Source organism: Nocardioides alcanivorans (assembly GCF_021555175.1).
GTDB classification, from domain to species: domain Bacteria; phylum Actinomycetota; class Actinomycetes; order Propionibacteriales; family Nocardioidaceae; genus Nocardioides; species Nocardioides alcanivorans.
In genome coordinates, this window is record NZ_JAKGRW010000026.1 from 100242 (window position 1) to 125907 (window position 25666).

Annotated in this window: 24 protein-coding genes, 1 tRNA gene and 3 pseudogenes; 19 read left to right on the forward strand and 9 right to left on the reverse strand. The window is 68.9% G+C overall.

Annotated elements, in window-relative coordinates; genetic code table 11:
- Nucleotides 1–29: 29 nt before the first annotated feature.
- Nucleotides 30–188, reverse strand: coding sequence for a hypothetical protein (locus L1066_RS14390; protein ID WP_235736975.1), 159 nt, complete (start codon nucleotides 186–188; stop codon nucleotides 30–32).
- Between the two features lie 105 nt (nucleotides 189–293).
- Here L1066_RS14390 and L1066_RS14395 point away from each other — a divergent pair.
- The 4 genes and pseudogenes from L1066_RS14395 to L1066_RS14410 form a co-directional block, all read left to right on the forward strand.
- Nucleotides 294–368, forward strand: a pseudogene (locus tag L1066_RS14395) (LysR family transcriptional regulator); the annotation flags it as partial.
- Between the two features lie 37 nt (nucleotides 369–405).
- Nucleotides 406–1158 (forward strand): LysR family transcriptional regulator substrate-binding protein, encoded by a 753-nt coding sequence (locus L1066_RS14400; protein WP_235736976.1) that lies wholly within the window; start codon nucleotides 406–408, stop codon nucleotides 1156–1158.
- Nucleotides 1159–1293: 135 nt separating this feature from the next.
- The gene (locus tag L1066_RS14405; RefSeq protein ID WP_235736977.1) at nucleotides 1294–1584 is read left to right on the forward strand and encodes a hypothetical protein; all 291 of its coding nucleotides are present in this window, start codon (nucleotides 1294–1296) and stop codon (nucleotides 1582–1584) included.
- A gap of 353 nt (nucleotides 1585–1937) precedes the next feature.
- Nucleotides 1938–2612: a hypothetical protein gene (locus tag L1066_RS14410; RefSeq protein ID WP_235736978.1), complete on the forward strand. Its 675-nt coding sequence runs from the start codon at nucleotides 1938–1940 to the stop codon at nucleotides 2610–2612.
- Here the strand turns inward: L1066_RS14410 and L1066_RS14415 are convergent.
- A complete protein-coding gene (locus L1066_RS14415; RefSeq protein WP_235736979.1) occupies nucleotides 2586–3593 on the reverse strand; it encodes an acyltransferase family protein in 1008 nt (335 codons plus the stop codon). The two genes, L1066_RS14410 and L1066_RS14415, sit on opposite strands and share 27 nt — an antisense overlap.
- A gap of 104 nt (nucleotides 3594–3697) precedes the next feature.
- Here L1066_RS14415 and L1066_RS14420 point away from each other — a divergent pair, with 104 nt between their 5' ends.
- Nucleotides 3698–4459 (forward strand): ASCH domain-containing protein, encoded by a 762-nt coding sequence (locus L1066_RS14420; protein WP_235737062.1) that lies wholly within the window; start codon nucleotides 3698–3700, stop codon nucleotides 4457–4459.
- A 141-nt stretch (nucleotides 4460–4600) separates the two neighbouring features.
- Here L1066_RS14420 and L1066_RS14425 read toward each other — a convergent pair.
- Nucleotides 4601–5278 (reverse strand): annotated as a pseudogene (locus L1066_RS14425) (dienelactone hydrolase family protein); the annotation flags it as partial.
- Here L1066_RS14425 and L1066_RS14430 point away from each other — a divergent pair.
- The 6 genes and pseudogenes from L1066_RS14430 to L1066_RS14450 all read left to right on the forward strand — a co-directional run.
- A pseudogene (locus L1066_RS14430) lies at nucleotides 5277–6362 on the forward strand (CehA/McbA family metallohydrolase domain-containing protein); the annotation flags it as partial. The pseudogenes L1066_RS14425 and L1066_RS14430 sit on opposite strands and share 2 nt — an antisense overlap.
- 422 nt (nucleotides 6363–6784) lie before the next feature.
- Nucleotides 6785–11788, forward strand: coding sequence for a metallophosphoesterase (locus L1066_RS14435; protein WP_235736980.1), 5004 nt, complete (start codon nucleotides 6785–6787; stop codon nucleotides 11786–11788).
- On the forward strand, nucleotides 11734–11898 hold the full coding sequence (locus L1066_RS14440; RefSeq protein WP_235736981.1) for a hypothetical protein: 165 nt from the start codon (nucleotides 11734–11736) through the stop codon (nucleotides 11896–11898). Before L1066_RS14435 ends, L1066_RS14440 begins: the two co-directional genes overlap by 55 nt.
- Before the next feature lie 154 nt (nucleotides 11899–12052).
- Nucleotides 12053–12128: transfer RNA gene (locus L1066_RS14445), tRNA-Thr, on the forward strand.
- 93 nt (nucleotides 12129–12221) lie between these two features.
- On the forward strand, nucleotides 12222–12809 hold the full coding sequence (locus L1066_RS28715; protein ID WP_376707681.1) for a Fic family protein: 588 nt from the start codon (nucleotides 12222–12224) through the stop codon (nucleotides 12807–12809).
- A 184-nt stretch (nucleotides 12810–12993) separates the two neighbouring features.
- On the forward strand, nucleotides 12994–14394 hold the full coding sequence (locus L1066_RS14450; RefSeq protein ID WP_235736982.1) for an amino acid permease: 1401 nt from the start codon (nucleotides 12994–12996) through the stop codon (nucleotides 14392–14394).
- Nucleotides 14395–14425: 31 nt separating this feature from the next.
- Here L1066_RS14450 and L1066_RS14455 read toward each other — a convergent pair whose 3' ends face one another.
- A complete protein-coding gene (locus L1066_RS14455; protein WP_235736983.1) occupies nucleotides 14426–15223 on the reverse strand; it encodes an alpha/beta fold hydrolase in 798 nt (265 codons plus the stop codon).
- Nucleotides 15224–15373: 150 nt separating this feature from the next.
- Between L1066_RS14455 and L1066_RS14460 the strand changes: the two genes are divergently transcribed.
- Entirely contained in the window at nucleotides 15374–16636 is a 1263-nt protein-coding gene (locus L1066_RS14460; RefSeq protein WP_235736984.1) for a condensation domain-containing protein, read from the forward strand.
- The gene (locus L1066_RS14465) at nucleotides 16612–17025 is read left to right on the forward strand and encodes a GNAT family N-acetyltransferase (protein ID WP_235736985.1); all 414 of its coding nucleotides are present in this window, start codon (nucleotides 16612–16614) and stop codon (nucleotides 17023–17025) included. Before L1066_RS14460 ends, L1066_RS14465 begins: the two co-directional genes overlap by 25 nt.
- A gap of 48 nt (nucleotides 17026–17073) precedes the next feature.
- Here L1066_RS14465 and L1066_RS14470 read toward each other — a convergent pair whose 3' ends face one another.
- From L1066_RS14470 to L1066_RS14480, 3 genes are all read right to left on the reverse strand, one after another.
- A complete protein-coding gene (locus L1066_RS14470; protein ID WP_235736986.1) occupies nucleotides 17074–18075 on the reverse strand; it encodes a DNA topoisomerase IB in 1002 nt (333 codons plus the stop codon).
- A 6-nt stretch (nucleotides 18076–18081) separates the two neighbouring features.
- Complete coding sequence (locus L1066_RS14475; protein WP_235736987.1) at nucleotides 18082–19455, reverse strand: SpoIIE family protein phosphatase; 1374 nt, start codon at nucleotides 19453–19455, stop codon at nucleotides 18082–18084.
- A gap of 178 nt (nucleotides 19456–19633) precedes the next feature.
- Nucleotides 19634–20470, reverse strand: a complete 837-nt coding sequence (locus L1066_RS14480; protein ID WP_235736988.1) for a sigma-70 family RNA polymerase sigma factor — start codon at nucleotides 20468–20470, stop codon at nucleotides 19634–19636.
- A 243-nt stretch (nucleotides 20471–20713) separates the two neighbouring features.
- Here L1066_RS14480 and L1066_RS14485 point away from each other — a divergent pair, with 243 nt between their 5' ends.
- Together L1066_RS14485 and L1066_RS14490 are read left to right on the forward strand one after the other, a co-directional pair.
- On the forward strand, nucleotides 20714–20851 hold the full coding sequence (locus L1066_RS14485) for a hypothetical protein (protein WP_235736989.1): 138 nt from the start codon (nucleotides 20714–20716) through the stop codon (nucleotides 20849–20851).
- Nucleotides 20852–20912: 61 nt separating this feature from the next.
- Nucleotides 20913–21110 carry a hypothetical protein gene (locus tag L1066_RS14490; protein WP_235736990.1) on the forward strand — a complete coding sequence of 66 codons (198 nt, stop codon included), beginning with the start codon at nucleotides 20913–20915 and terminating at the stop codon, nucleotides 21108–21110.
- 5 nt (nucleotides 21111–21115) lie between these two features.
- Here L1066_RS14490 and L1066_RS14495 read toward each other — a convergent pair whose 3' ends face one another.
- Complete coding sequence (locus tag L1066_RS14495; RefSeq protein ID WP_235736991.1) at nucleotides 21116–22111, reverse strand: TIGR03557 family F420-dependent LLM class oxidoreductase; 996 nt, start codon at nucleotides 22109–22111, stop codon at nucleotides 21116–21118.
- Nucleotide 22112: 1 nt separating this feature from the next.
- A complete protein-coding gene (locus L1066_RS14500; protein WP_235736992.1) occupies nucleotides 22113–22385 on the reverse strand; it encodes a DUF7218 family protein in 273 nt (90 codons plus the stop codon).
- 230 nt (nucleotides 22386–22615) lie between these two features.
- Here L1066_RS14500 and L1066_RS14505 point away from each other — a divergent pair, with 230 nt between their 5' ends.
- The 4 genes from L1066_RS14505 to L1066_RS14520 all read left to right on the forward strand — a co-directional run bounded on the left by L1066_RS14505 (nucleotide 22616) and on the right by L1066_RS14520 (nucleotide 25662).
- Nucleotides 22616–23194 carry a cysteine hydrolase family protein gene (locus L1066_RS14505; protein WP_235736993.1) on the forward strand — a complete coding sequence of 193 codons (579 nt, stop codon included), beginning with the start codon at nucleotides 22616–22618 and terminating at the stop codon, nucleotides 23192–23194.
- Between the two features lie 45 nt (nucleotides 23195–23239).
- Nucleotides 23240–23557: a hypothetical protein gene (locus L1066_RS14510; protein WP_235736994.1), complete on the forward strand. Its 318-nt coding sequence runs from the start codon at nucleotides 23240–23242 to the stop codon at nucleotides 23555–23557.
- Nucleotides 23539–24621, forward strand: coding sequence for an NADH:flavin oxidoreductase (locus tag L1066_RS14515; RefSeq protein ID WP_235736995.1), 1083 nt, complete (start codon nucleotides 23539–23541; stop codon nucleotides 24619–24621). The genes L1066_RS14510 and L1066_RS14515 overlap by 19 nt, the downstream gene beginning before the upstream one ends.
- An 81-nt stretch (nucleotides 24622–24702) precedes the next feature.
- Complete coding sequence (locus tag L1066_RS14520) at nucleotides 24703–25662, forward strand: alpha/beta hydrolase (RefSeq protein WP_235736996.1); 960 nt, start codon at nucleotides 24703–24705, stop codon at nucleotides 25660–25662.
- Nucleotides 25663–25666 lie beyond the last annotated feature (4 nt).

A 25666-nucleotide genomic window follows, 5' to 3' on the forward strand; every position in this document is an offset into this window, starting at 1 on the left:
CTGCGGGATGCCTACGTCGAGAGCCCGGATCAGGCGGACTGCTCGGCCTTGTCGCCGACCACCCAGACCTGCTCAGCGCCGCACCAGCAGGTGAAGACCAGGCCCGATCCGTCCTCGGCGACGCCACGCATCTGGCTCGGGAAGATGAGTTGGGACTTGTCACAGGACGTGCAGTGGTGGACGAACATGGCGGGCCTCGAGGTGTGAGGAGAGACGGGTGGTCACTTCCATGGTCCATCCTGACCAGCAATAGGGGTAGGCTTTCTTTCCTAGGATTCCCATAGGAGTTGCCTATGCTTTCGTTGCACCAGCTCCGCTGCTTCCTGGCCACTGTCGAACACGGCTCGCTGACCGCTGCCGCCGAGCACCTCGGCTATGCCCAGCCCAGCATCTCCGAGCAGGTGCGTGCCCTCGAGCGCACGCTGGGGCCACGCTCTTCACGCGGGTCGGGCGAGGCGTCGTACCCACGCCGGCAGCGGAAGCGCTGCGCCCCACGCCGAGCGCACGTTGGCCCGCCGCGGCGAAGCGCGCCGAGCCGTGCGCGGCGTGGCCGAGCTGGAGACGGGCACCATCCGCTTCGGCGCGTTCGGAACGGTCCGGTTGTACGCCGGGGCCTCCTTGGTCGCGGACGTGCTGGAACGCCACCCCGGCGTGCGGGTGGAACTGGTCGGGCAGAACCCGACCGAGGTGCAGGAGCAGCTACGTCGCGGCCACCTCGAGGCGGCCATGATCGCCGTACCGCAGGTGACCGCCGAGGGGCTCACTGTGGTGCCGGTGGCCCGCGACGAGCTCGTCTACATCACCACCGACCCCGACACACTGGCCAAACCGGTCACCGCGAAGCAGCTGGGCAGCGCGACCTTGGTGATGGCGGAGGCGAGCTATCGGGTGGAGGACTCGACCCGACTGATGCCGCGCCGCTGGATGCACGAGGAAGGCATCAGCCCCGCCACCAGGATCGAGGTGGAGGACGTCGAGACGGCGGTGGAGCTGGTGGGTCGGGGGCTGGCCGACTCGATCGTGCACAAGGGCGTCGCCACGCAGCTGCTGCCGCGACTTGCCCCGGGAGCGGGATGGACCTCGCTGCGCCCGAAGCAGTGGGACGTACTGGCGATCGCCCACCGCACCGAGGGCACCTCTCGCCGGCCGCCCGGTTGATGATCGAACTGGCCACGCGCCGGATCCAGGCCATCGCCGAACCCCTGTGACGCCGAGGCGAGCGCCGGCGCACACCCGGCAGCCGCGGACCGCGTAGGGTCGACCGCGCACCAGACGACAACCCCAGGAGCAGACATGTCGCACGACCACGAGGAGACCGAGGACCTCACCCTGAGCGTGGCCGCGCAGGCCCTCGCCGATGAGTCCCTCACCCACACCGTCGAGCTCTCCAGCTCACGTCCCGGCATCCACCTGGAGCTCTCCGAGCTCCCCGACACCACCTCCGACGCGGACGAGTGGGACCTCGACACCGAGGCCGACCTGGGTCTGAAGATCATGCTCGGCGGCGTCGACCCGGAGATGGCCGTGCAGCTGCTGCGGGTCGCCATCGAGTTCCTCGAAGAGGCCGAGGTCGAGGAGGACTGACCTCCTCGATCCGCACCACGTCGGATCACACCCGCACCACGAGCGGAAATGTGAAAGCCCCGCAGGCGTCTCGGGTCACCTGCGGGGCATGACAAACATTAGCCGCCGAAGTCAATCCACGCACGTTTCGCGAGCGTTTCCACCCAACTGGTCCAGACCATTGGGACCAACGGCCCTGTTCCGCTTGATCCGGTACGGTCACGTCAACCAGATCAACCGCCTGCAGGTGCTTGCCACGAGGCCGTCCCGCACCACCTCCGGGGACGCCGCGCGGGCCTTCGGGGAGGCCTCGGGATCGCCGTTGCGGTTGACGAACACAAACAATGCGGTCCCAAGGATTAGGATCATCCGCGATGACCCAGACGATCGCCGCCACCCGACACCAGACGCCCGCGCTGCTGCGGGCGCTCAACATCACCGCCAAGGCGGGCTTGGTGTTGATGTTGCTGACGGCTCTGATCATCCCCGAGATGGGGAATCTCGAGGACAAGGCGGCCGGCACGCGTGCCATCGCCTATCCCGCGCTCGCCTTCGCCGTGCCGGCGATCTGGTGGTTCTTCTGGCGCGAACGGGCCTCGTTCCCGTGGCTGGCCGACTTCCTGGTCACCATCACCTGCTTCACCGACATCCTCGGCAACCGGCTCGACTTCTATGACCGCATCAGCTGGTTCGACGACTGGATGCACTTCGTCAACACCGGCCTCCTGGCCGCGGCGTGGATCCTGCTCACGCTGCACCGCAGCGCCACGCTCCCGGCGACGTTGGAGCGCGGGCTCTCCTTCGGAGCGACTGCCGCGATCTTCTGGGAGATCGGCGAGTACTTCGCCTTCATCTCGAGCCACTCCGAGAAGCGGATGGCCTACGAGGACACGCTCAGCGACCTCGGTCTGGGTGTGCTGGGCGTGACGATCGCCGCGCTCACGGTGCACGCGTGTTGGCGCCACGGCATGCTCGCCTCGACCGCACCACAGCTCGAGTGGGCCCACCAGTCGGAGCAGAAGTCAGTCGACGACCACGTGCGGCGCTGACACCCGACTGACCGAACGCCGGCGCCAGGCCGCGCGCAGCGGCTCCTCGAGCCACACCGTCGACGCGACGGCCACCACGAAGCTGACGCCGATCATCGGCAACGCACCGACCCCGTCGAAGGTCGTGCCACTGAGCCACAGCAGCGGCCAGTGCCACAGGTACCACGCATAGGAGATCCGGCCCGCGAACCGCAACGGTAGCCAGGACAGCAGCGCACTCCCCTGCACTGCTCCGTGCACCAGCAGGGTCGCCGCTCCGGCCCCGATCAGCGCACCGCTGATGACCTGCCCGGGGGCGAAGGGCACGGCGGCCAGCGCGAACACCAGGAGCAGCAGGCCGCCGGCGAGCGACGTACGCCGCCACGCGGGTGGCCACGGGGCAAGGGCCAGCAGGCATCCCATCAGCAGTGCGTAGGCATTGGTCGGCAGGCTCACGTAGGACAGGAGCGGGAAGCCGGCCACGTGGACGGCGAGGCGCAGCGCGGCGAGTACCGCCACGAACATGCAACCCCACCAGAATCGAGACTGCACCGAGCGTCTGATGAAGAAGGGCAACACGAGCGGCCACAGCAGGTAGAACTGCTCCTCCACCGCCAGCGACCAGCAGTGGTTCAGCACCTCGAGCGCATGGCTGACCGGAAAGAAGTTCTCGACGTAGAGGAGCGAGGCGAACGCGTACTCGGCGTAGGTGCCGGCCGCGCGCCCCTGCACCAGCCAGAGCACGCCGACAACCACGACCATGAGCACCAGCGCCGGCACCAGCCGCACCGCGCGGTTGGCGTAGAAGTGGCCCAACCCGTGCTCGCGTCGCAGCAGCACCTGGGTGATCAGGAAGCCGGAGAGCACGAAGAAGACGGTGACGCCGATGCCACCACTGCCGCGCGGGATGAATCCCGCATGCGCGACGATCACGATCAGCATGGCCACCCCGCGGAGGCCGTCCAGCGCCGGCCAGTAGGGCGCACCTTCGCGTGTGCTCACCGCCGGAACGTAACCGTTCCGGAGCCCCTTTGCCCGGGAATCTGCGAAATTTGTCCCACTCAGTGCCACTCGCGCGGATCCAGCCTGCGTGCCATCCTCGATCCGTGATGATCCGACCGGTCGAGCTCGAGGCGATCCGCCGCGGCGAGGTGGACCTCGCCTTCCGCCGCTGGGACAGGCCTCGGGTCCTGCCCGGCACTCGGTTGCGCACCGCCGTCGGGCTGGTCGAGGTCGTGACCGTCGACCAGGTCACGGTCTCCTCGTTGCGTGCGTCCGATGCCCGCAGATCCGGTCACGGCTCGCTCGCCTCCCTGCGCGAGGCGGTGGCCGCTCGGGCGGACCGACCGCTGTTCCGGGTGGAACTGAGGCATGCCGGCGCCGATCCGCGAGATGCCCTGCGCGAGCAGGTCCCCGACGCGGACGAGGTCGTGGAGATCCTGGCCGGACTGGATCGGCTGGACGCCGCCTCCCGAGTCGGCCCGTGGACCCGCGAGACCTTGCGGATCATCGACGAGTTCCCCGAACGTCGGGCGCCCGAGCTGGCCGCCGAGCTCGAGCGGCCGACCGCCGAGTTCAAGCGCGACGTACGCAAGCTCAAGGAGCGTGGGCTGACCGAGTCGTTGGCCATCGGCTACCGGCTCTCCCACGCGGCGAGACCGTGCTCGACCACGGCGGTCCGGCACGGTCCAGGCGACCGAGGCGCGAAGGTACGCCGCTCCCCCGCACCATCGGGGCGCCCGCGACCAGGCCCTGCGGGCCGAAGAGCTGCACCGCTGCAGACCGTGGCCGCGCGCTCGCGGGCCGAAGTGGCTGCCTTGCACGGGGTCCGGCCCCCTGGCGCTGGAACGGCTCGAGAGCCGCCATGACCGAGGCCGGGCTGGCCTGGGCCGACTGACCGGCCCGGCCCGCCATGCCGTCGCGGCGGTCAGCCCAGGAGCAGCTGCGCCGCGTGCCAGCACCTGAGCCGTCGCGCGGGCGTCGTACGACGGCAGTGACGAGTCGGTGAAGAGGTGCTGATCACCGGGGTGGAGGACAAGCTCTGCGTCCTCGACGCTCGCCACGAGTGCGCGAGCGGCGTCGATGTCGCCGCCGTCGACGAAGAACGGGTCGGCGTCGGCGCCGTGCACCTGCACCGGTACGCCGACGGGCCACCGCGGGCCGAACTCGGCAACGGGGAAGCAGCCCTCCAGCAGCAATGCGCCCTTGGCCCCCTCCCGTGTCTGGGCGAGGAACTGGGCCGGGAGCACGCCGAGCGAGATGCCTGCGTAGACGATGTCGGCAGGCAGTTCCCCGGCCGCCGCGGCACCCCGCGCGGCGATCTCCCCGAACCCGACCTCCCGCACGTGTCCGAGACCGCCGTCAATCGTGTCGAACCGCCGCCCGGCGAAGAGGTCCGGCGTGTGCACGGTGTGCCCTTCCTGCCTCAGTCGATCTGCCAGGTCGACGACACCGTCGGTCAGGCCTTGCACGTGGTGGAAGAGGAGGATCTCGGCCATCGCTCCAGCATGCCACCGGTAGTCCACTCCACGTCCAGTCGTTGCTGACCGACCGTTCATGTCGATCGGCTGGACTTCCTTGGTTCGAGCAACCTTGGAGGAACGAATGACTGTCAGATGGGGTCGTACGGCCAGTCGTGGACTGGTCGGCGCCACTGCCGGAGCACTTCTGCTCGGCGGTCTCAGCATGTTGGCCGTCCCGCAGGCGCACGCCGCGCCGCGAGACCACGATCGAGCAACCTACTTGGGCAAGACTCTCTACACCGGCGAGTTCCACTCACACACGTCGGTGAGCGACGGGGTGAAGTTGCCCGTCGACGCCTTCGAGCACGTCCACACCGCCACGCAGGCAGACTTCTTCACGGTCTCCGAGCACGACGTGATGTGGGACCTGCGCAACGGCGACGACTTCCTCGAGGACTGGCGCGACGCCGACTCCGAGGAGTGGCGCGAGGTCCACAAGGAGGCGTTCGCGTTCAACGACGCGCAGGACGAACTCGTCGCCGTCCCCTCGATCGAGAACACCTGGTACGACGGCACCGGTCACATCAACGTCTTCAACACGGACTGGAAGGCCACTGCGCGGGCGACCGAGAAGGGCTCCGTGGACGGCTTCGGCAACAGCTTCGGCACCGGCGACATGAAGTACGACATGTACACCTTCTTCGCGCGGATCAAGCAGGACCCCGATGCGATCGGCCAGTTCAACCACCCGAGCCCCACCGGCAAGGGCCACTTCTTCGGGTTCAACGGCCTCGATCGTGCAGTCGACGAGTCGATGGAACTGATCGAGGTCAAGAGCACCGCGCAACTCGACCAGTACGTCCTCGCCCTCGACACCGGCTGGCACGTCTCTCCGGTCTGGAACGGCGACGAGCACTCCGCCACCTGGGTCAGCAGCAACCAGGCGATCAGTGGCGTGTGGGCCGAGGAGCACTCGCTCGAGGGCCTGTACGCCGCCATGAAGGACCGCAGCACCTACAGCACCCAGGATGAGAACGTCGAGCTCGCCTTCGGCGCCAACGACCAGCTCATGGGCTCGATCCTGCCCGCCGACACCACCCAGGTCGACTTCGACGTCCAGCTCAAGGACCCCGACGAGCGGGACTCCTTCACCAAGGTCGAGCTCGTCACCAACGGCGGCGAAGTGGCCCACACCTTCGCCGACGTCAGCGGTCGTGAACTGACGCTCACCCGCAACCAGGCAGTCTCCGAGGGCGACTGGTTCTTCGTGCGCGCCACCCAGGCGGACGGCCACGTCATCGTCTCCGCACCGATCTGGATCGGCGAGACCACGCGCGGCGCCAACTACGCCCCGGAGATCACCGTCGCGGACGGCTTCCCCACGAGCGCGGCGTACGGCGCCACCCTGGACCTCCCGCAGGTGACGGCCAGCGACGACTCGGGCCTCGACCCCACCGTGAGCTTCGAGGTCCATGACTCGGCCGGCCTCGTGGAGGTGGAGGACGGCTCCTTCCGGGTGCGCAGCTACGACGACACGTTCGTCGTGGTGAAGGCGCAGGACGACAAGGGCAACATCGGTTCGGAACTGCTGCGCATCGTGGTCGACCAGGACGAGCTCGACCCCGAGGGGTGTTCCAGTACTTCGGGAGCACGGCAGCCGTGTCCGAGCAGCCGGGTGGCGCCGGCATCGCGGTCTCGACAGACCGCTCGATCGAGAAGGCCTATGCCCAGGTGCTGCCGGCCGACGAGGACGACTGGTCGCAGGCCGACGTGCTCACCTCCACCAACGACCGCCCCTACGAGGTCAACACGATCGGCAACGACGAGGAGGTCTATCAGCACTCGATCACCGGGCAGACCCTGCGCAGCCACGAGTTCGACCTCACCGATCTGGTCGACGGCGACCGCTACCAGTACCGCTTCGGCGTGGCCGTGGCCGGTGCGGCTCCTGCGGCCTCGGCCGCTGACGCATGGACCGACGTACAGGGTGAGTTCGTGGCAGGCGGTGCCGGCAACGAACCCATCTATGCGATCGGCGACCTTCAGGCGACCACCCATGACGCCGACGACCTCGGGCTGCTCCGCAACGTGCTCAGCACCCTCCAGGAGAAGGTGCCAGGCGGACGCACCCTCCTGCAGACCGGTGACCTCGTCGACAACGGTGGACGAGGGCAGTACTGGGAAGAGGTGTTCGAGCACGTCTTCGACGGCCTCGACATCCAGTACGCGCCGGTCGCGGGCAACCACGAGACCTACGGCGACCTCGACTACAACGCACACAGCGAGGAACGCACCGCGATCTTCGCCAACATGTTCAACGCGCCGAAGAACGGTGCCATCGGGGAGAGCAACTACTCCTTCAACCGTGGCGACGTGCACGTCTCGGTGCTCAACTCCGTGCACGACATGGACAAGCAGCTCAACTGGCTGGCCAAGGACATCCGCGCCAGCGATCGCACGTGGAACATCGTCACCGGCCACTACTCCTACTACGGCGGCTCGCACGGCAACGACGGCCCGCTCGCCGCGGACCGCCCGAAGCTGACCGCAGCCTTCGAGAAGCTGGGCGTCGACCTCTACATCGGCGGACACGACCACATCTACAAGCGCTCCACCATCCACGACGGCCGACTCGCGCAGGGCGCCGAGGAGGAGGCGCTGGGCACCACCTTCGTGACCCTCGGATCGGCAGGCCCCAAGTTCTACGACAACGTCGTGCACTGGTGGGACGACGTCGTCTTCGACGAGGACATCCAGATGGGTTCCGTCGTGGAGGTCACCGACGAAGGTCTTCAGCTGAGGACCTACACGATCGACGGTGAGGAGATCGACAGCTTCACGGTCAAGAAGCCCAACGGGCACTGGCGGATCACGTCGACCGACGTGGCCGATCGCCAGCTCGAGGGAGTCGGCGTGATCAGCAACGAGGACACCCCGGACGCGACCACACTGGTCGCCGCGACCTATGACAGCACGGGTCGCGAGATGCGCGACATCCGCACCGCTGAGGTCGAGCTGGACCACCAAGGCTCCGAGCAGTTCGTGACCTTCGAGACGCCACTGCCGGTGAACCCCAGCGACACCCTCAAGGTCTATGCGTGGGACAGCCTGGCGAATGCCAGGCCGATGGCCGAGCCGATCCTGGCTCGTGAGGGCATCAGCGGGCAGGGCACAGCGGAGGATCCCTACCTCATCGAGACCGGAACCGATCTGGCCAAGGTCTCCAACGACCCGTCCGGCCACTACCTGCTCACCGCCGATCTCGACCTGACCGGCGAGACCCACTCCCAGATCGACAAGCTGGTCGCCTTCACCGGTGTCTTCGACGGTGGCGGTCACACGATCAAGGGCTTCACCACCCCGAGCACCGAGGGGGTCGGGCTCTTCGCCGACAACCAAGGCACGATCCGCAACCTCGCGGTCGAGGGTGACGTGGCAGTCGAGCGCGGCACCATCGGCCTGCTGGCCGACGTCAACCACGGCCTGGTCGAGCGGGTCCGCACCGCTGGGTCGATCAAGGGAGCGACGCGGGTGGGCGGCATCGTCGGCGATCACTACGGCACCATCCGCGACAGCTACTCGACTGCTGACGCCACCACCACCGGCATGTACGCCGGGGGTGTGGTCGCCATCGCGATCGGCGGCTCCGTCAGTGAGCGGATCTACGGCACCGGTGCCGTGAAGGCCGAGGTGCGCAACGCTGGCGGTGTCGTCAGCTACGGCTACGAGAACACGGTGGTCTCCCAGTCGGTGTCACTCAACGACGTCGTCCAGGGTGCGTCGTTCGCCCACGCCATCGTGGGACGCGTTGCCGAGGGCCAGATCGCCGAGCTCTCCCGCAACTACACGAGTTCGACCGTCACGGTCGCGGGCGAGTCCCTTGCCGACGCCCCGGCCGCGGACAACTGGAAGGGAGAGATCGTCCGGGCCCAGGACCTGCGCACCGCCGAGTGGTTCTCCGACCTCGGTTGGGACCTGGACGACGTGTGGGAGTGGCAGCCGAAGGCCAAGCGCCCGGTGCTGCGTGACGCCCACGAACCGATCGATGCCTCCACCGTGGCGCCGAGTCTCGAGCAGGCGCCCGACGGGTTCTACCTGATCACCACGCCGGGTGAGCTCGCCCAGGTGAGCTCCTTCCCCGAGGAGGACTTCCGCCTCGCCGCCGACCTCGACCTGGCCGGTGTCGACCTGCCTCAGCTGGGCAGCCGCCGCCCGTTCAACGGCACCTTCGACGGCGCCGGGCACCAGATCTCCCACTGGTCCTCGACCGACGGCGGGCTGTTCGCCCTGATCGGCGCGGACGGCACCGTGCGGGATCTCGCACTGGTCGACGTACGGATCGACAAGGCGACGCCGCGCGCCGGCGCGCTCGTCGACACGCTGCGCGGGACCGTGGAACGGGTCTGGACGTCCGGAGAGGTGAAGGCACACTCCTATGCGGCAGGTGTCGCCGGCGACACGTTCGGCGCGATCCGCGACACCTATTCGACCGCCACGGTGAGCACCACGGTCGGCAACTACGCCGGCGGCATCATCGGTGTCGCCGACTCACCCAGTGTCACCGAACGGGTCTACGCCACCGGCGCCATCACCTCCGTGGGTACGTCGGCGGGCGGCATCACCGGCTACGCCCGCGACAGCGGCACCCAGGTGAGCAAGGCGTTCGCCCTCAACCCGACGGTCACCGGCACCACGACCTCACAGCGGGTGGTGGCCCGCGCCGCGAACGGCCAGACGCCGAACCTCAGCGCACTGTTCGCCGTCGAGACGACCGTGGTCGGCGGCCAGACTGTCACCACGACCGGCGCGGACACCTTCAACGGTGAGACCGTCACGACGACCGACGCCAGGAGCGGGGCCACGTGGGGTGACCGGCTCGACTTCGACCTCGACGAGGTCTGGGAGTGGAACGCCGATGCCCAGCGTCCGGTGCTCCGCAGCGTTGCCGAGGACGTACCGGCACCGTCCGGTCCCACCGCGGAGCAGGACGAGGACGGAGCCTGGCTCATCGCCAGCGTCGCTGAGCTGCAGCAGGTGGCACTCCATCCGACGGAGACGTTCCGGCTCAAGCAGGACCTCGACCTCGCGGGTGCCACCGTCCGCGTGCCGACCTTCAGCGGCACGTTCGACGGTGCTGGCCACGAGATCAGCGGGCTGCACTCGTCGCAGGGCGGTCTCTTCGCCGTGATCACGGCGGAGGGGCTGGTCACCGATCTGACGTTGGTCGGCGTGGAGATCGAGAAGGCCACCAGCAGGGCCGGTGGCCTGGTCGACACGTTGCGGGGCACGGCGAAACGCATCGGGGTCTCCGGATCGGTGAAGGCGAAGGACTACGCCGGCGGCATCGCCGGTGACTCCTTCGGCACCATCCGCGACGCCTGGACCACCGCCGACGTCGCGACCACGACGGGCGACTACGCCGGCGGCATCATCGGTGTCGCCGACTCGCCCAGCGTCACCGAACGGGTCTACGCAACCGGCGCGATCTCTGCGGCCGGCGCGTCGGCGGGCGGCCTCACCGGCTACGCCCGCAACAGCCAGACGGTCGTGCGCAACGGCGTCGTGCTGAGCCCGACGGTCACGGCCACCGCCAACGCGCATCGCGCCGTTGCCCGGTTCGCCAGTGGCCAGAACGCAACGCTGGAGGAGCTCTGGGCCGTCGACACGCTGGTGCCTTCGGTGCAGACCTCTGCCGAGGAGGGGCCGACCACGCGCAACGGCGGTCCCCTGACGGTCGACGCCGTCGCTCTCCCGGAAACCTGGTCCGGGGCCGGCTTCGATCTCGACGAGGTCTGGGAGTGGGACGCCGACGCGGCCCGCCCCGTGCTCCGCACTCCTGCGGTCGCGCAGGGCGCCAAGGTCGCCGACTCTGCTGATCGCTCGTCGACGGCCGGCTCGGTCGCGGCTCCGGTGCTCCTGCGCTCATCGGCCCGGGCCGCGGCTCCCGCGGGTGCCGAGGGAGGCAAGACACCGAACCACACCCTCGCGGTCGAGGCCGACGTCGCCACCGTGACGGTGCGGATGGGTGCGGAGGCGAGCGGTCAGCAGGCCGGCCTGCTGGTGCTGGCTGCCGGCGCTGACCCGAAGGCACCGCACGCTGTCGACATCGCCTTCGCGGGCCAGCCGACGTTGGACGAGGAGGGCACCGGCTCGGTGGAGATGCAGTTGCCCGGGGCGCCCTCGGCGTACCGACTGCTGGTCGGCGCGACTGGCAGTGACGCGCCGTACGTCGCCCCGCTCGACCCGGATGCGCCGGTCGACCCGACCGATCCCGCAACAGCGACGGTGACTGCCGGCAACCTGTCCCTGACCTGGGGCAAGGCGGCCAACCTGGTGGTCCGGGTGCACGGTGAGTCCGCGACCCCGACCGGCACCGTGCAGGTGCTCAACGGGTCCAAGGTCATCGCCGTCGGTCGGGTCACCGACGGGATCGCCCGGATCACGCTGCCTGCCCGCTCGCTCAAGGTGGGCAAGCACGGCCTCCGGGTGGTCTACAACGGCGACGAGCTCCACGGTGCGGCCGCCACCACCGTCAACGTGAAGGTGAAGAAGGCGGTCGCTGAGGTCCGAGTGCTCAAGGTCAAGCCCAAGAAGATCGTGGTTCGCCGCACCAGGGCCACGGTCAAGATCCGCGTGGACCTGCCGAAGGGGTCTCCTCCTCCAGCAAGATCGTCGTCCGCGTGCAGGGCAAGAAGATCAAGGCGACCCTGTCCAAGGCCGGCGTGGCCAAGGTGAAGCTGCCGAAGTTCAAGAAGGTCGGCAAGCGCAAGGTGAAGGTCGCCCTCAAGGGCAATGCCCAGGTGAAGCGCGCGACGAAGACCGTCAAGGTCAAGGTCCGCCGCTGACCTCGTCCAGTGGTCGATCCGTGCTGTTCTCCTCCTCAGAATCAGCACGGATCGACCACTGGATCCGCCGGACCGAACAGAGAGGCCGTGCCGGTTTCGCCCCTGACACCACTCGTCCGTATACTTCTTCCGGCTGGCCGGAGACGGGCAGCGCGCCGCCTTAGCTCAGTCGGTAGAGCGAGTCACTCGTAATGACTAGGTCGTCAGTTCGATTCTGACAGGCGGCTCCATGAAAGGCCTCTGGCCAGCGGAAACGCTGGGTGGAGGCCCTTTCTCATTCGCCGTGGGTAATGCGTCCGGCGACATGACACGTGTCGATCAGCATGCGGACGGTCAGCGCGCGCAGCAGCGCAGCGGTTCCCCCTCCTCCCCGCACGGTGGGCGGCTACCTGGACGACCTCATCGGTTACGCGAACCGTGACGACGTCGGTGCCATGGAACAGGCAGCGATCGTGCACGGACAGTTCGAATCGGTCCACCCGTTCACGGACGGAAACGGTCGCATCGGCCGAGCACTCATCAACACTGTCTTGCGCCAGCGCGGTGTCACGACCAAAGTGGTCATTCCCCTGGCATCGGCTGTCGTGGCTCGCCGCGACGACTACTTCCGCGCACTGGGCGACTACCGAGACGGTGACGCCACCGGTCTGGTCGCGGCGTTCACGCGAGGAAGCACCATCGCTGCAAGGGAATCACGGGTCACCGCCGACCGGTTGGCTGCTCTGCCGGAACAGTGGCGCGACGAAGCAGGCCGCCCCGGCGAGGTAGCGCCGCAGCGAAGATCCTGGACCGTCTCGCTGAGAACCCCGTCTTCTCTGCGGAGGACGCCGAGAACAGGGTCGGTGGCGCCACCTCAAGTGTGTATGCGGCGATCGACAGACTGCGGGCCTGCGGGGTCATCCGCCCCTTGACAGCCCGAACCCGCAATCAGATCTGGGTGGCTGCTGCGCTCTCCGACGAGCTTGACGACCTGGGGGTCAGGATCGCCGCCGCAGCCAGGGTTGATCAATGAGGCGACGTACCTCGATGTGCTCCTGAGCCACGTTGTTCCTAGGCTGGTGGAGTTTGCCCACGGGTCCACGAACCAGGAGAACCATGTCTTCCCAGACGGCGTCCGGCATCCCGGACGACACCGCCGACCTCGGGCACGCACTGCGCACCCGGCATCTCACGATGATGGGTCTGGGCTCCGCGATCGGGGCCGGCCTGTTCCTCGGTTCGGGTGTCGGGATCGCCACTGCAGGGCCGGCCATCCTGGTCTCCTACGCAGTGGCGGGCCTGCTGGTGATCTTCGTGATGCGGATGCTGGCCGAGATGGCGAGCGCACGGCCCGCGAGCGGCTCGTTCTCCGTGTATGCGGAGGAAGCCATCGGACCGTGGGCCGGGTTCCTGCTCGGCTGGCTCTACTGGTTCATGCTGGTGATGGTGCTCGGGGCGGAGATCACCGGAGCCGCACAGATCGTCGGAGGCTGGTTGCCCGGCGTACCCCAGTGGGTGGCCGCGCTGGTCTTCGTGAGCGTCTTCGCGGTGGTCAACCTGTGGGGCGTGCGCCAGTTCGGCGAGTTCGAGTTCTGGTTCGCCTTCATCAAGGTCGCGGCGATCGTCGCCTTCCTGGTGCTTGGTGTGCTGCTGGCGCTCGGCCTGCTCCCGGGCACCGACCCGGTCGGTGCGTCGCACCTGCTCGGCGAGGGCGGCTTCGCCCCCAACGGTCTCAGCGGCATCGCGGCCGGGCTGCTCGTGGTGGCCTTTGCCTTCGGCGGCATCGAGATCGTCACCATTGCCTCCGCTGAGGCAGAGGACCCCGAACTCGCCGTCGCCCGCTCGACCCGCAGCATCGTGTGGCGGATCCTGGTCTTCTACCTCGGGTCGATCGCGATCATGGTGACCGTCATGCCGTGGAACTCCCCCTCGCTCGAGGCCGGGCCGTTCGCCGCGGTGCTGGAGCTCACCGGACTACCGGTCGCCGCCACCCTCATGGAGGCAGTCGTGGTGATCGCGCTGCTGTCGGCGTTCAACGCACAGGTCTACGGCACCTCGCGGATGGCCTACTCACTGGCCCGCCGCGGTGACGGACCGGCCGCCCTGACCCGGATCTCCTCACGCGGAGTGCCCTCGGTGTCGGTGCTCGTCTCCATCTTCTTCGGCTTCGTGGCCGTCCTGCTCAACTGGCTGCTCCCCGATGCCCTCCTGGGAATCCTGCTCAACGCCGTCGGCGCAGCACTCCTGGTGGTCTGGCTCCTGATCGTCGTGGCACAGCTCCGGTTGCGCCCCCGCCTGGATGCCGAAGCCGCTGCGGGCGGCCAGGGACCCGTCGTACGGTCGTGGGGTCATCCGTGGTTGAACTGGGTGGTGCTCGTGGCCCTCGCCGGCCTGGCCGGACTGATGCTCACCGACGCCGACGCACGCGCCCAACTGTTCTCCACGGCGGGGCTGGTCGTGGTGATCCTGGCGATCCACGTCGTCACCCGGAAGCGCCACCGACTCCCGGCGGAGTGACCACCACGCTGCGCGGAGCGGAGCCGCCTGGTCAGCCGCGGTGGCGGACTGCGGCGCTTCGTGCGACGTCGTCACACAGGACACCCGGCCACCGGGCCACGTCGGTGGGAGTGCGAGCCACGGACAGCGTGGCCCGCGGCAACAGGCCCACCAAGGTCTCCGCGGTCGACACGGGATGCGCAGCGTCGTCGACCCACGCCAGCACCGTGGTGGGTACGTCGATGCTCGCCACCTCCTCCGGTGTCGGCAGGTCCGTGAGCGCCGCGCCACGGAAGAGGGAGGGCAGGAGCTTCTCGGACACGTCGGGCACGGTTTCGGGCGCATTCACCGTTGCCGGCGGCCGCGGCACCGCCCTTCCGGCCGCCACGAACCGATCGAGTCCGAAGCGTTCCACCACCTCGGCAGCCTTGACGTAGTCCTCGGACTTGGCCAGACGCGTCTGCCACGCCGTCGGCGGCACCAGCAGCGTCAGCCCACTGAACCGTCCCGGGTCACGCACCGCCGCATGCAGCAGGGTGCCGCAACCCATCGACGGACCGACCCCGTGCACCTTCTCGCCGGGGAACCAGTGGTCGAGCAGGCGCAACAGGTCGTCGGCGAGCACCGTCCAGCGGTAGTCCTCCGGCATCTCGCGGCCCGTCGAACGACCGTGCCCGCGGGCGTCGTAGCGCAGCAGCCTGGTGCCGCTCAGACCACGGCCGAGGTCCAGGTCCAGCAGCCGGTCGCGATAGCGGCTGGAGGTGAGGCCGTGCAACTGGACAACGGGATGACCACCCTCGTCGCTCAGCTCGACATCGAGCTCGGCTTCCGGAACGGTGAATGTCGGCACGTCGACTCCTCGCGGTCGCTCCTACGATATCGACATGAGGCTGACCAACGTTGCCCACCTACGGCTGCCGTTCGGTCGCCTCCTCGGATACGACGTCACGGTCTCCTCCCCGGCCGTCAACTGCCCGTCTCCTTCGATCAACGTCGCCACGTGGGCGCCGGCGATCGGCCCGGCTCCTGGATGGCGCTCTCCTTCCGCCTCCCCACCCCCGTCTCACCCGATGACCTGGCCGCTGCCTGGCTCGCCGTCATCGCCCGCCACGGCACGCTCCGCTCCGTCTTCGTCCCCGGTGCAGACGGCACCCCCGAACTGCACGAGGTCGACGTCTCCCCGGGCGGATGGATCGAGCACCCGATCGCACCGGGACAGGCAGTCAACGAAGCCCTGCGCGACGCGCTCGACCGCACGTGCTCACCGTACGCGCGCCCGTCACATCGTCTCTGCGTGCTGGAGACCACCACCGGGCCGACGGTCGTGATCGGCGCCGACCACTCCCACACCGACATGTGGTCGATGCTGGTGCTCGCGCGCGACCTCCTCAGCGCACTGAGTGCCCTCCGGACGGGCACGACCCCGGCTCTTGCCCCGGTCCTCGCCTTCGACCAACACACGGCCGCGTTGGCCGACCGGCCCACCGCACCCGACGACGTACGCCGCAGATGGGCAGAGATCCTGGCCGCGAGCGGTGACGTGATGCCGCGCTTCCCGCTCTCCCTGGGGCCGGTGGCGACCCTGCAGCACGAACGCGTCGAGGTCCGTGACGTGCTCGACGTCGACGAGAGCGCTGCTCTGTCCGCGCAGGCTCGCGACGACGGGGTCTCCACCCTCGCGCTCGTGGTCGCAGCGATGACGGCCGTGACGCAGGAGCTGGCGGCCACGCCGCTGCGGGCGGTCTTTCCCGTCCACAGCAGGTACGACGCCACGTGGCACGACTCGGTCGGTTGGTTCATCACCAACTCCGTACTGGAGTCCGCCGACCCCACTCCGAGGGCCAGCGCGGACGCCGTGAAGGAGGCGGTCCGGCTGGGTTCATGGCCGTTGGAGGACCTGCTGCGCCCGTGGGGCGGGATGCCCACTGCCCCAGGCATGTTCGCCATCTCCTGGCTCGACCTGCGCCGACTGCCCGTCCGGGTCGACGCCAACGGCTTGGAGGCGCAGTACGTCGGTGCCACGATCCGCACCGACGGCGTGATGATCTGGTTCATCCTCGATGAGTCTGGCCTGCACCTTCGCTGTCGCTATCCCGACACCCCCGAGGCTCGACGCAACGTGGGCGCGTGGCTCGACCTGCTCATCGCGCGACTGCGCACGACCGCCCGGGAGTCGGCAGGGGGCGACTGCTGCTCGGCGACCGGATCTTCCGGGTGGCCAGGGCGACCCGCTCCGACGTGCCCGCCCTCGTGGCCCTGTTGACCGACGACGAACTCGGGCGGACTCGGGAGGCAGCAGACCTGACCCGCTACGAGGCGGCCCACGACGCCATCAGCCGTGACTCCTCACACTTCCTGGCTGCGGTGCGTGACGAGTCCGACCGCATCGTCGGCACCATGCAGTTGACCGTCGTGCCGGGACTCTCCCGTGGCGGCGCCACCCGTCTGCAGATCGAAGCGGTGCGGGTCGCCGCATCCGAACGCTCCAGCGGGCTGGGGACCGCCATGTTCGAGTGGGCCCACGAGCACGGCCGCAACCACGGTGCGACGCTCGCCCAGCTCACCACCGACCATGCACGCGACCAGGCCCTGAGGTTCTATGAGCGACTGGGCTACGTGCACTCGCACGCCGGGCTGAAGCGACCGTTGTGACAACGCCCGTCACGATCCGCGTGGCGAACGGGCGGGGCCGAGGGCTGCTCACCGCAGGAGCCTGAGCACCGCCCGCTCGACCCGACGTCGGTCGTCGCGCAGCGCTGCGCCACCGTCCTTGCCCCGAGGGAGCCGAATCGTCTCACCCTCCTCGAAGCGCTCCAGGACCCGCGGATCGACGTACGACGTGCGGGCGATCGTCGGCGTGTTGCCGAGGTCCTCGGCCACCTGGTCCATGGCTGAACGCACTGCCTGCCGGCGGGCAGTCGCCGTCCGCGCGTCAGCACTGTCCGCCAGCGACACCGCGCAGAGGACTGTGGCGTGCCAGGTCCGGAAGTCCTTGGCGCTGACCTCCAGGCCCGCGGTCTCCCGGAGGTAGTCGTTGACGCCGTCGGCCTCCAACCGGCGCCACACCCGCCCCTCGCGGAATCCGAGCAGCTCCTCGAAGTCGCCGCTACGACGACGCAGCAACCGACGTACTCCGCCGGCGCACAGGTCGTCGTGCACCGAGACCGACTGCTCGACACCGGACTTCCCGGTGAACTCGAACACGGTCGCGTCCCCACCGACGTGAACGTGCCGCTTCTCCAGCGTCGTCAGGCCGAAGGAGTCCGGGTCGTCACCGAACTCACCACCGCCGATGCGGAAGTGGCCGAGGTCGAGCAAGCGGACCGCCAGCGCGCAGCTCCACTCCCTGCTGAACGCCTCGCCTGCCAGGTCGCCGACAAGCCGTCCTCGGATCCGTGGCAGCGCCCTGCCGAACCCCTCCACCCGGGTGAACTTCGCTGCATCCTGCTTCTCCCTCCACGCCGGGTGATAGAGGTACTGGCGACGCCCCGCAGCATCTGTCCCCACGGCCTGCAGGTGCCCGTTGGCATGGGGACAGATCCACACCTGATCCCACGCCGGCGGGATCACCAGGTCCTTGACCCGCTGCAGATCGGCCGCAGCGAGGCGCGCGCCCTGATCGTCCACATAGGTGAAGCCGCGCCCGGCACGCCGTCGACTCCAACCCGGTCCCTCCGAGGAGACCTTGCGGAGGCGGACCATCGCCGCTCAACCCGAGATCGGGAGATCGACCAACTGCAGGATCTGTCCGGCTGGCGATTCGACCGGCGCCCGCAGGCTGAGCGTGGCGCCGGTGCGACGCGTGCGTCCAACGAACTCGAAGAGTGTCTGGACCCCGGGGCTCGCCAGGTGGGTGACGCCCGTCAGGTCAACGACGGCGTCAGCGGTCCCGGCCCGAGTCGCCTCGTTGAGGGCCGCATGGAACACCTCGACGGACAGGTCGTCGACGGCACCAGTGGCCACCAAGCGGCCCGGTTCCGTGCGTGTCACCAGTTCCTGGGACTCGTCGAGGAGCGCCCCGGTGCCATCGACCACTTGCTGCAGAAGCGGCACCGGCCTCGTCAGTCGCTGGGTGAGCGTCACCCGGGTGCCGCGGCGGGACCGCACGACGCGGATCGAGTCGACCAGCCCCGACGCCATCATGAGGCCCCGGCCTCGCGATTCACGTTCACGCCACCTGCCACGGTCACACACGGTGACCCGCACGGTGCCGTCGTCCCCGAGCTCGCCCTCGATCTCCACCACCGGATCGGCTTCGGGCAGCGAGACGTAGGCATGGGCAACGGCATTCGCGGCCAGCTCCACGACGGCGTGGCCGAGCCCGACATGGTCGAGGAGTCCCACCCCCAGACCGTCGAGCCACTGGTTGATGCGATGCCGGATCATCGGCAGGTTCTCCGGCACCGCCGCGACATTGAGCCTGAAGGGGTCCGGCTCCAGCACTCGGGTTGCCAGGAGCAGGACCGCGTCATCGCCGTTGCCCTCGGGCAACAGCGCCGAGCGAAGTACCCGGTCACACAACTCGTCTCCGCGCTGGGCTGGGATCACCGCACCGGCCGGACTCGCGACCGCCTCGGAGAACGCCTGGAAGAGACGGTCGTACCCCACGTCGAGACCCTCGCCGTCAGCGCACACCAGACCGTCGGTGTAGAGGCCGAGCATCTCACCGACCTCGAGCCGGGCGCGGTGGCTGACCACGTGTCCACCGGTCCCCAGCGGCCTGCTGGGCTCGGAGCTGAGGAGCCGCGGCTCGGCGCCGGGCGTCAGGAGGAAGGGCGGCGGATGGCCTGCGGTGGCCCATTCGAGCGTGCCGTCGCGCAGACCCAGCAGCGCGATGCAGACGGTGGTGGCGCAGACCTCGGCGTGGTCGTGGGCATACTGGTCGGCGCTGGAGAGTGCGCCGGCAAGACCCGCACCCGCACTGAGTCGCTCCCGCAGGATCGCCTTGACCTGGGAGACGGCCACCGTGGCCCCGAAGCCACTGCCCACCACGTCGGCGACCATCAGCGCCACCTTGCCACCGGGCAGCGGGAGAGCGTCGAGCGTGTCGCCCTTGTTGAGCGGCTCCACACCACTCAGCACGTATCTGGCAGACAGGACGGCCCCGGGGAGGACCGGGATCCCTGGGGGGACCTGGACATCCGTGGCGGTCGTGACCAATGGTTCGCCCCTGTGCCGAGAACGTGTGGACTGACGTGGGTCAGGTACCCGAAGTTCCTATCACGATTCCCGGCTGCGCTTCTTCGGTGTCCGACCGGGGCTACGACGTGGGGCGTTCGCCGCTGCGTGGCTCGCTCTCCGGTGCGAGTTCCCCCAGTCCTCGGCGCAGGTCGGCCAGGACCCGGCTGAGCAACCGCGAGACCTGGGTCTGCGTCACCCCGAAGTCGTCGGCGATCTCCTGCTGGGTGAGTTCGTCGAAGAACCTCATCTTCAGCAGCTTGCGGTCTCGCTCCGGGAGTCGACGTACGACGGGCCGCAGCATCACGCGTGCCTCCGCCGCCGCGCGGTCCCCCGAGTTGTCCGGGTCCGGAAGCAGCTCACCGAGGGTGGCGCCGCCATCCTCGCCCACCGGCAGGTCAAGTGACGTCGGCGTGAAACAGCCTTCGGCGGCCAAGGCTTCGACCACGTCTGCCACGGGGACATCGAGAGCGAGGGCAATGTCAGCCTCCGCCGAGGAGTCACGGTCGCGAACCCTGCGGTCCCGTTCCTCGACGACGCGTGACTGGAGCTCCTGGATCCGCCGCGGAGGACGCACGGTCCAGCCCTGGTCGCGGAAGTGGCGCCGCAGCTCGCCCCGGATGCTGGGGACGGCATAGGACAGGAGGTCACCTTCACGGTCGCCGTCGAAGTTGTGCACCGCACGCACGAGCGCCGCGTTGGCGACCTGCTCGAGGTCGTCCTGGCTGATCCCTCTGGACCGATACCTCGCGGCGATGCTGCGGGCCACGCACATGTTGACCATCACGACCTGGTCGAGCAGCTCACGCAAGGTCTCGCCCTCTGCATGGCGCGCTTCGGCCAGCAGCCCCGTGGTCAGCCGTCGGCGCTGATCACGCGAGATGCCTTCATAGGGGTTCGTCGTGCCATGCCGTTCCATTGCGCCCTCCCGAGAGGTTTCGCTCTGGTGCTCGCCGGTCGGCCGAGCCATTGTCCGAGCACATCCACCGCCGTAGGAGCGGATGCAATTCGACCATAGCCCAGCGTTCGACGGGCGGCCAGAGCAACGGTCAGCAGCGCAGTCGGCCCCGGTGCATGCGGTACCGAAATGCGGGTACCGGTCGTCGGAGCACCGGAGTGTTCGCTCACCTGAGGCGTCAGCGGCGCAGGGCGGAGGCAGGCAGTGGCATCACCACAGGGCAGTCAGGACCCGGGCAGGTCCGGGCCCGATCTCAGCCGATCGCTCGTCATCGGACTGATCGTCGTTGGGCTCCTCGTGGTCCTCGGCGTGATGCTGCTGATCGGAGCGCTGACCACGTGAAGCGTCGACGGAGTCATCTCGCAGGCAACACGACCATCTTCTGCTGCCACGGAGGCCCTTCGTGACCGAGTCCCAGCACCCGACCGAACCACGTGACGAGCCGACTGCGTCCGACTTCGACATCGACATCGAGAGCGAAGCGTTGCCGGACGATGCCGACGACCCGGAGGCTCCTGCGCATCGCGCAGACGTGGATCTCGAGGAGATCGTCGACATCGAGGACGATGGCTCATCGGCCGACGTACCGTCGGAGGACTGACGAGGTCAGTCCTCGGGTGCGGCCGCGCGCAACGCCGCCAGCAGCGGTTGCGCAGCATCCTCGAGGAACCCTGGGTTCGTCGCCCCGTCGATCTGCACGAGCGCGATGTCGGTGAAGCCGGCCTGCCACCACGGCCGCACCGCCTCCACGATCTGCTCGATGTCGGGCCCGCACGGAATGGATTCCGCGACGTCCTCGCGGCGTACGTACTTGCTGGCACCGGCGAAGGATGCGGTGGTGGGGAGGTCGCTGTTGACGGCCCACCCTCCGCCGAACCAGCGGAACTGCCGGTGCGCCCGGTCGATCGCCGCCTCGCTGTCGGACGGATCCCAGCTCACGGGGAGCTGGCCGATGGCACGCGTCGTTCCGCCGATCCGCGGGGTCCCCTCCGTTTCGTTCCACTCCCGGATGAGGTCGCCATCAGGTGCTGTGGCGATCAGGTGGTCGGCCAAGGGTCCGCACCGCGCGACGACTTGGGATCCGCCGACGGCAAGGGCCAGGGGCACGGCCTCGTCGGGCAGGTCCCACAGTCGGGCGGCATCGACGTCGAAGTGGTCGCCGTGGAATTCGAACAAGTCACCCCGCAGGAGCCCCGCGATGATCGTCATCGCCTCGGTCAGCATCTCGTGCCGGGTCTCGACCATCGGCCAGCCGTGGCCGACGACGTGCTCGTTGAGGTTCTCGCCGCTGCCCAGGCCGAGGGTGAACCTGCCGCCCGAGAGCAACTGCATCGTCGCAGCCTTCTGCGCGACGACGGCGGGGTGGTAGCGCATCGTCGGGCAGGTCACGTAGGTCATCATCGGGATCCGACGGGTCGCCTGTGCGACTGCCCCGAGCACACTCCAGGCGTACGGCGCGTGCCCCTGCTCAACCAGCCACGGCGAGTAGTGGTCGCTCATCACCAAGAAGTCGAACCCAACCTCCTCAGCCGCAGCCGCGTGCCGGACCAGGTCCACCGGCCCGGCCTGCTCGGTCATCAGGGTGTAGCCGAACGACACCATGTCAGTGATTGCGCAGGGCGGTGATCAGCTCGTCCTTGTTCATCGACGAACGGCCCTCGATGCCGATCTCCGCGGCCCGGTCGTGGAGTTCTTCCACGGTCCAGTCCTCGTAGGAACCGGACTTCCCGCCCTTGCGACCCACCTCCGAGCGCGAGCTGTTGGCCGCGGAGTTGGCGATCCGCGCAGCCTTCTCCTTGCTCGCCCCGTCGTCACGCAGTTCCTCGTAGAGGTCGGGGTCCTTCACGCTCGGTCCCGGGTCCTTGTCCTTGGGCATGGTCGTCACGTCCCTTCGTCTCGTCATGGAACGTCGCGGTACCCACGGGTGTCGGGCCCACACGGGCCAGCGGGCGTACGTCGACGTACCGAGCGGGCGCGCTGACGGCGCCGAGCGGCCACGTCGCGGGGCGGCGATGTCGTGGTCGCCTTCTACGATCAAGGCGACGGCCTGCGCCGGCCGTCGAGTCCTCGTCCGCAGACCCACTCGGTCAGAGCCAGGAGCAGCAGGTGACAGGTCAGCCCGCCATCGGCCTCGTGCTCGTCGACGTCCAGAACGCCTTCTTCGAGGCGGGCGCCCTGGCGCAACGGCGGGCCGAGTTGGCCTCCCGATGCAACGCCCTCGTCCGGTGGGCCCGTGACAACGCGGTGCTCGTCGTCAACCTCCGCACCGAGCACCGGGCAGACCGCAGCACCTGGACGCTCAGCATGCTCGAAGACGACCAGGGCTTCGCGATCGCCGGCGACCACGACGCCCAGCCGCTGGAGGAGCTGGACCTGGCCGGGAGCGTCGAGGTGGTCAAGACCCGCGACGACGGCTTCTTCCGCACCAACCTGGGCGCGCTGCTGGAGCAGCACCGCGTCGAGACGCTGGTGCTGGCCGGCGTCTCCACCCACACCTGTGTGGCGACGACCGCAGCCCACGCCTATGCCACCGACCTGCACGTCGTGCTCGCCCACGACGCGATCGCCTCGGATCGACCCGAGCTGCATGAGCCGACCATCGCGCTGCTCCAGGACGAGTTCCGGTTCGCCGTGCTCCCCACGGCATCGATCATCCACTCCGATGCCGCCGCGCTGACCCGGTGACGCGTGGCAGCTTCATGAGTTCGCGGCCGTCGGGTACCGCACGGCATGGGTGAGCACGAAGACCACGAGAAGCAGGCCGCAGGCGAGAAGCGTCCACCGATCGACATCACGAACGTTCCGGACGAGGAGGGGATCTCCGAGGCCGACGTGGCCGAGCGGGTCGATCGCGACCCGGAGGAGCAGCTGAACCGTCCGGACCAGCCCGACGCCACGCCCGGGGAGAAGCGACAGTTCGACGTACCCCGGACCCGCAGGAACCCAATCAGGACAAGTGACGTCCATCCGGCACCTGGCTGTCCGACCCGCGTGGGTGCCCTCGCGACGCGGCGACGTAGGTTCGGATCGTGTCGATCCCTGCGCTGAACGAACCCCTGACCTTTGCTCACGGCCCCGCATGGCGAAACCGGCTGGCGCTTGCACCTCTCACCAACACGCAGAGCAACCCCGACGGGACACTCACCGCTGACGAGCACAACTGGTTGGTGGCCCGCGCACGCGGTGGGTTCGGGCAGGTGATGACGGCAGCGGCGTACGTCGCTCCCGCCGGCCGCGCCTGGGAGGGACAGCTCGGCGTCAGCGACGACGCGCACCGCCCCGGTCTGGCGAAGCTCGCGGACGCCATCGCCGAAGCCGGTGCCGTCTCGGCCGTCCAACTGCACCACGGCGGCCGGCGAGCAGAGGCCAACCTTGCCGGCAGCGTCCGGGTCGGTCCGTGGGACGACCCCGAGAAGCAGACGATCGCCCTGAGCACCGCGGGTGTCGAGCAGGCCGTCGAGGAGTTCGTCGCGGCGGCAGTACTCGCGGAGGAGGCCGGCGTCCACGGCATCCAGGTGCACGGGGCGCACGGCTACCTGCTCGGCCAATTCCTCGACCCGCGTTCCAACCACCGCACCGATCGCTATGGCGGGTCGCTCACCAACCGGCTGCGCATCGTGCTCGAGGTGCTGGAGGGCATCCGCTCGGCGACCGGCCCCGACTTCCAGGTCGGTATCCGGCTCACCCCGGAGGGCTACGGCATCCCACTCACGGAGGGTCGCGAACATGCCCGCCAGGTCCTTGCGTCCGGACTGGTCGACCACCTCGACATGTCGCTGTGGGACGTCTTCATGGAGCCGCGCCGCGACACCTCCGGCGGTCGCATCATCGACCGGTTCGTGGACCTCGAACGCGGCAACACCCGGCTCGGCGTCACCGGCAAGGTGATGACCGCCGCCGACGCACGCTGGTGCCTGGAGCAGGGCGCCGACTACGTGGGCGTCGGGCTCGGCGCGATCCTGCACCACGACTGGGCCACCCGTGCGCTCACCCAGGACGGGTTCACGCCACGCAGCCTCCCGATGACTCCCGCAGAACTCGCCGCGGAGCACGTCGGCCCCGCATTCGTGGACTACCTCAGCAAGGGGTGGGACGACTTCGTCGCCCTCTGACCAGCGGCACCAGGACTGCACGACCTCGCAACAGGCCCTACGTTGGGCAGGTCCGAGGTTGACCCTGACGATGGAGTCCCGATGCCCGCAGACCCGCGCGCCCCCTTCGCCCCGCCGGCCAGCATCAGTCCGGAGGCCCAACAGGTACTGGCAGCACCGTCCGCGTTCGACGTGGGCCCCAAGCCGGAGTCCGGCTCCGCGACCGAGTGGCAGCGTTGGGTCGACGCCATGGACGCAGCACTGTCGAACGTCTTCGGCCAGATCGACTTCCCGGCGGAGATGCTGGCCCGCAGCCAGTTCGAGATCGACGGCGTGACGACCTACGTCCTGCGCCCGGGCCACGTGCCCGATGACGGCAGCGCGCCGATCATCGTCGAGTTCCACGGCGGCGGCCTCGCCCTCGGCGGTGGGGAGCTCGCCTGGCAGATGGCCGCCGGTCGAGCAGTGACCCGCAACGCGATCACCTGGGTCACCGACTACCGGATGCCACCGCGCCACCCATTCCCGGCAGCCCTCGACGACTGCACGGCCACCTACCGCAGGGCCCTCGAGGAGCGATCGCCGTCCCGGGTCGCCCTGCTCGGCGCCTCCGCAGGTGGGAATCTCGCCGCCGCCGTCGTCCTTCGCGCCAAGGACGAGGGCACGCCGCTCCCCGCGGCCCTGGTGCTGCTCACTCCCGAGGTCGACCTCACCGAGTCCGGTGACACCTTCGCCACCCTTCTCGGCGTCGACCCCTTCCTCGGCAGCCTGGCCGGCATCAACGAGCTGTATGCGGGCACGCACGACCTCGACCACCCCTACCTCTCGCCGCTGTTCGGCGACGTGAGTGGGTTCCCGCCCACCTTCTTGCAGACCGGCACCCGCGACCTCTACCTGTCCAACACGGTGCGCATGCACCGCCGCCTTCTCGACGCCGGAGTCCCGGTCGAGCTGCGAGTCATGGAAGGGGCACCGCACGGTGGCTTCGGCGGGCGGACCCCTGAGGACAAGGTGATCGCCGACGAGGTGCTCGCCTTCTGCGATCTGCACCTCGGCATCTGACGTC

What these genes read in the sequence shown, in the direction of transcription:
- L1066_RS14390 (WP_235736975.1), bottom strand. Translation starts at nt 188, where the DNA reads ATGTTCGTCCACCACTGCACGTCCTGTGACAAGTCCCAACTCATCTTC.
- L1066_RS14405 (WP_235736977.1), top strand. Translation starts at nt 1,294, where the DNA reads ATGTCGCACGACCACGAGGAGACCGAGGACCTCACCCTGAGCGTGGCC.
- L1066_RS14410 (WP_235736978.1), top strand. Translation starts at nt 1,938, where the DNA reads ATGACCCAGACGATCGCCGCCACCCGACACCAGACGCCCGCGCTGCTG.
- L1066_RS28715 (WP_376707681.1), top strand. Translation starts at nt 12,222, where the DNA reads ATGCGGACGGTCAGCGCGCGCAGCAGCGCAGCGGTTCCCCCTCCTCCC.
- L1066_RS14450 (WP_235736982.1), top strand. Translation starts at nt 12,994, where the DNA reads ATGTCTTCCCAGACGGCGTCCGGCATCCCGGACGACACCGCCGACCTC.
- L1066_RS14470 (WP_235736986.1), bottom strand. Translation starts at nt 18,075, where the DNA reads ATGGTCCGCCTCCGCAAGGTCTCCTCGGAGGGACCGGGTTGGAGTCGA.
- L1066_RS14480 (WP_235736988.1), bottom strand. Translation starts at nt 20,470, where the DNA reads ATGGAACGGCATGGCACGACGAACCCCTATGAAGGCATCTCGCGTGAT.
- L1066_RS14495 (WP_235736991.1), bottom strand. Translation starts at nt 22,111, where the DNA reads ATGGTGTCGTTCGGCTACACCCTGATGACCGAGCAGGCCGGGCCGGTG.
- L1066_RS14500 (WP_235736992.1), bottom strand. Translation starts at nt 22,385, where the DNA reads ATGCCCAAGGACAAGGACCCGGGACCGAGCGTGAAGGACCCCGACCTC.
- L1066_RS14510 (WP_235736994.1), top strand. Translation starts at nt 23,240, where the DNA reads ATGGGTGAGCACGAAGACCACGAGAAGCAGGCCGCAGGCGAGAAGCGT.
- L1066_RS14520 (WP_235736996.1), top strand. Translation starts at nt 24,703, where the DNA reads ATGCCCGCAGACCCGCGCGCCCCCTTCGCCCCGCCGGCCAGCATCAGT.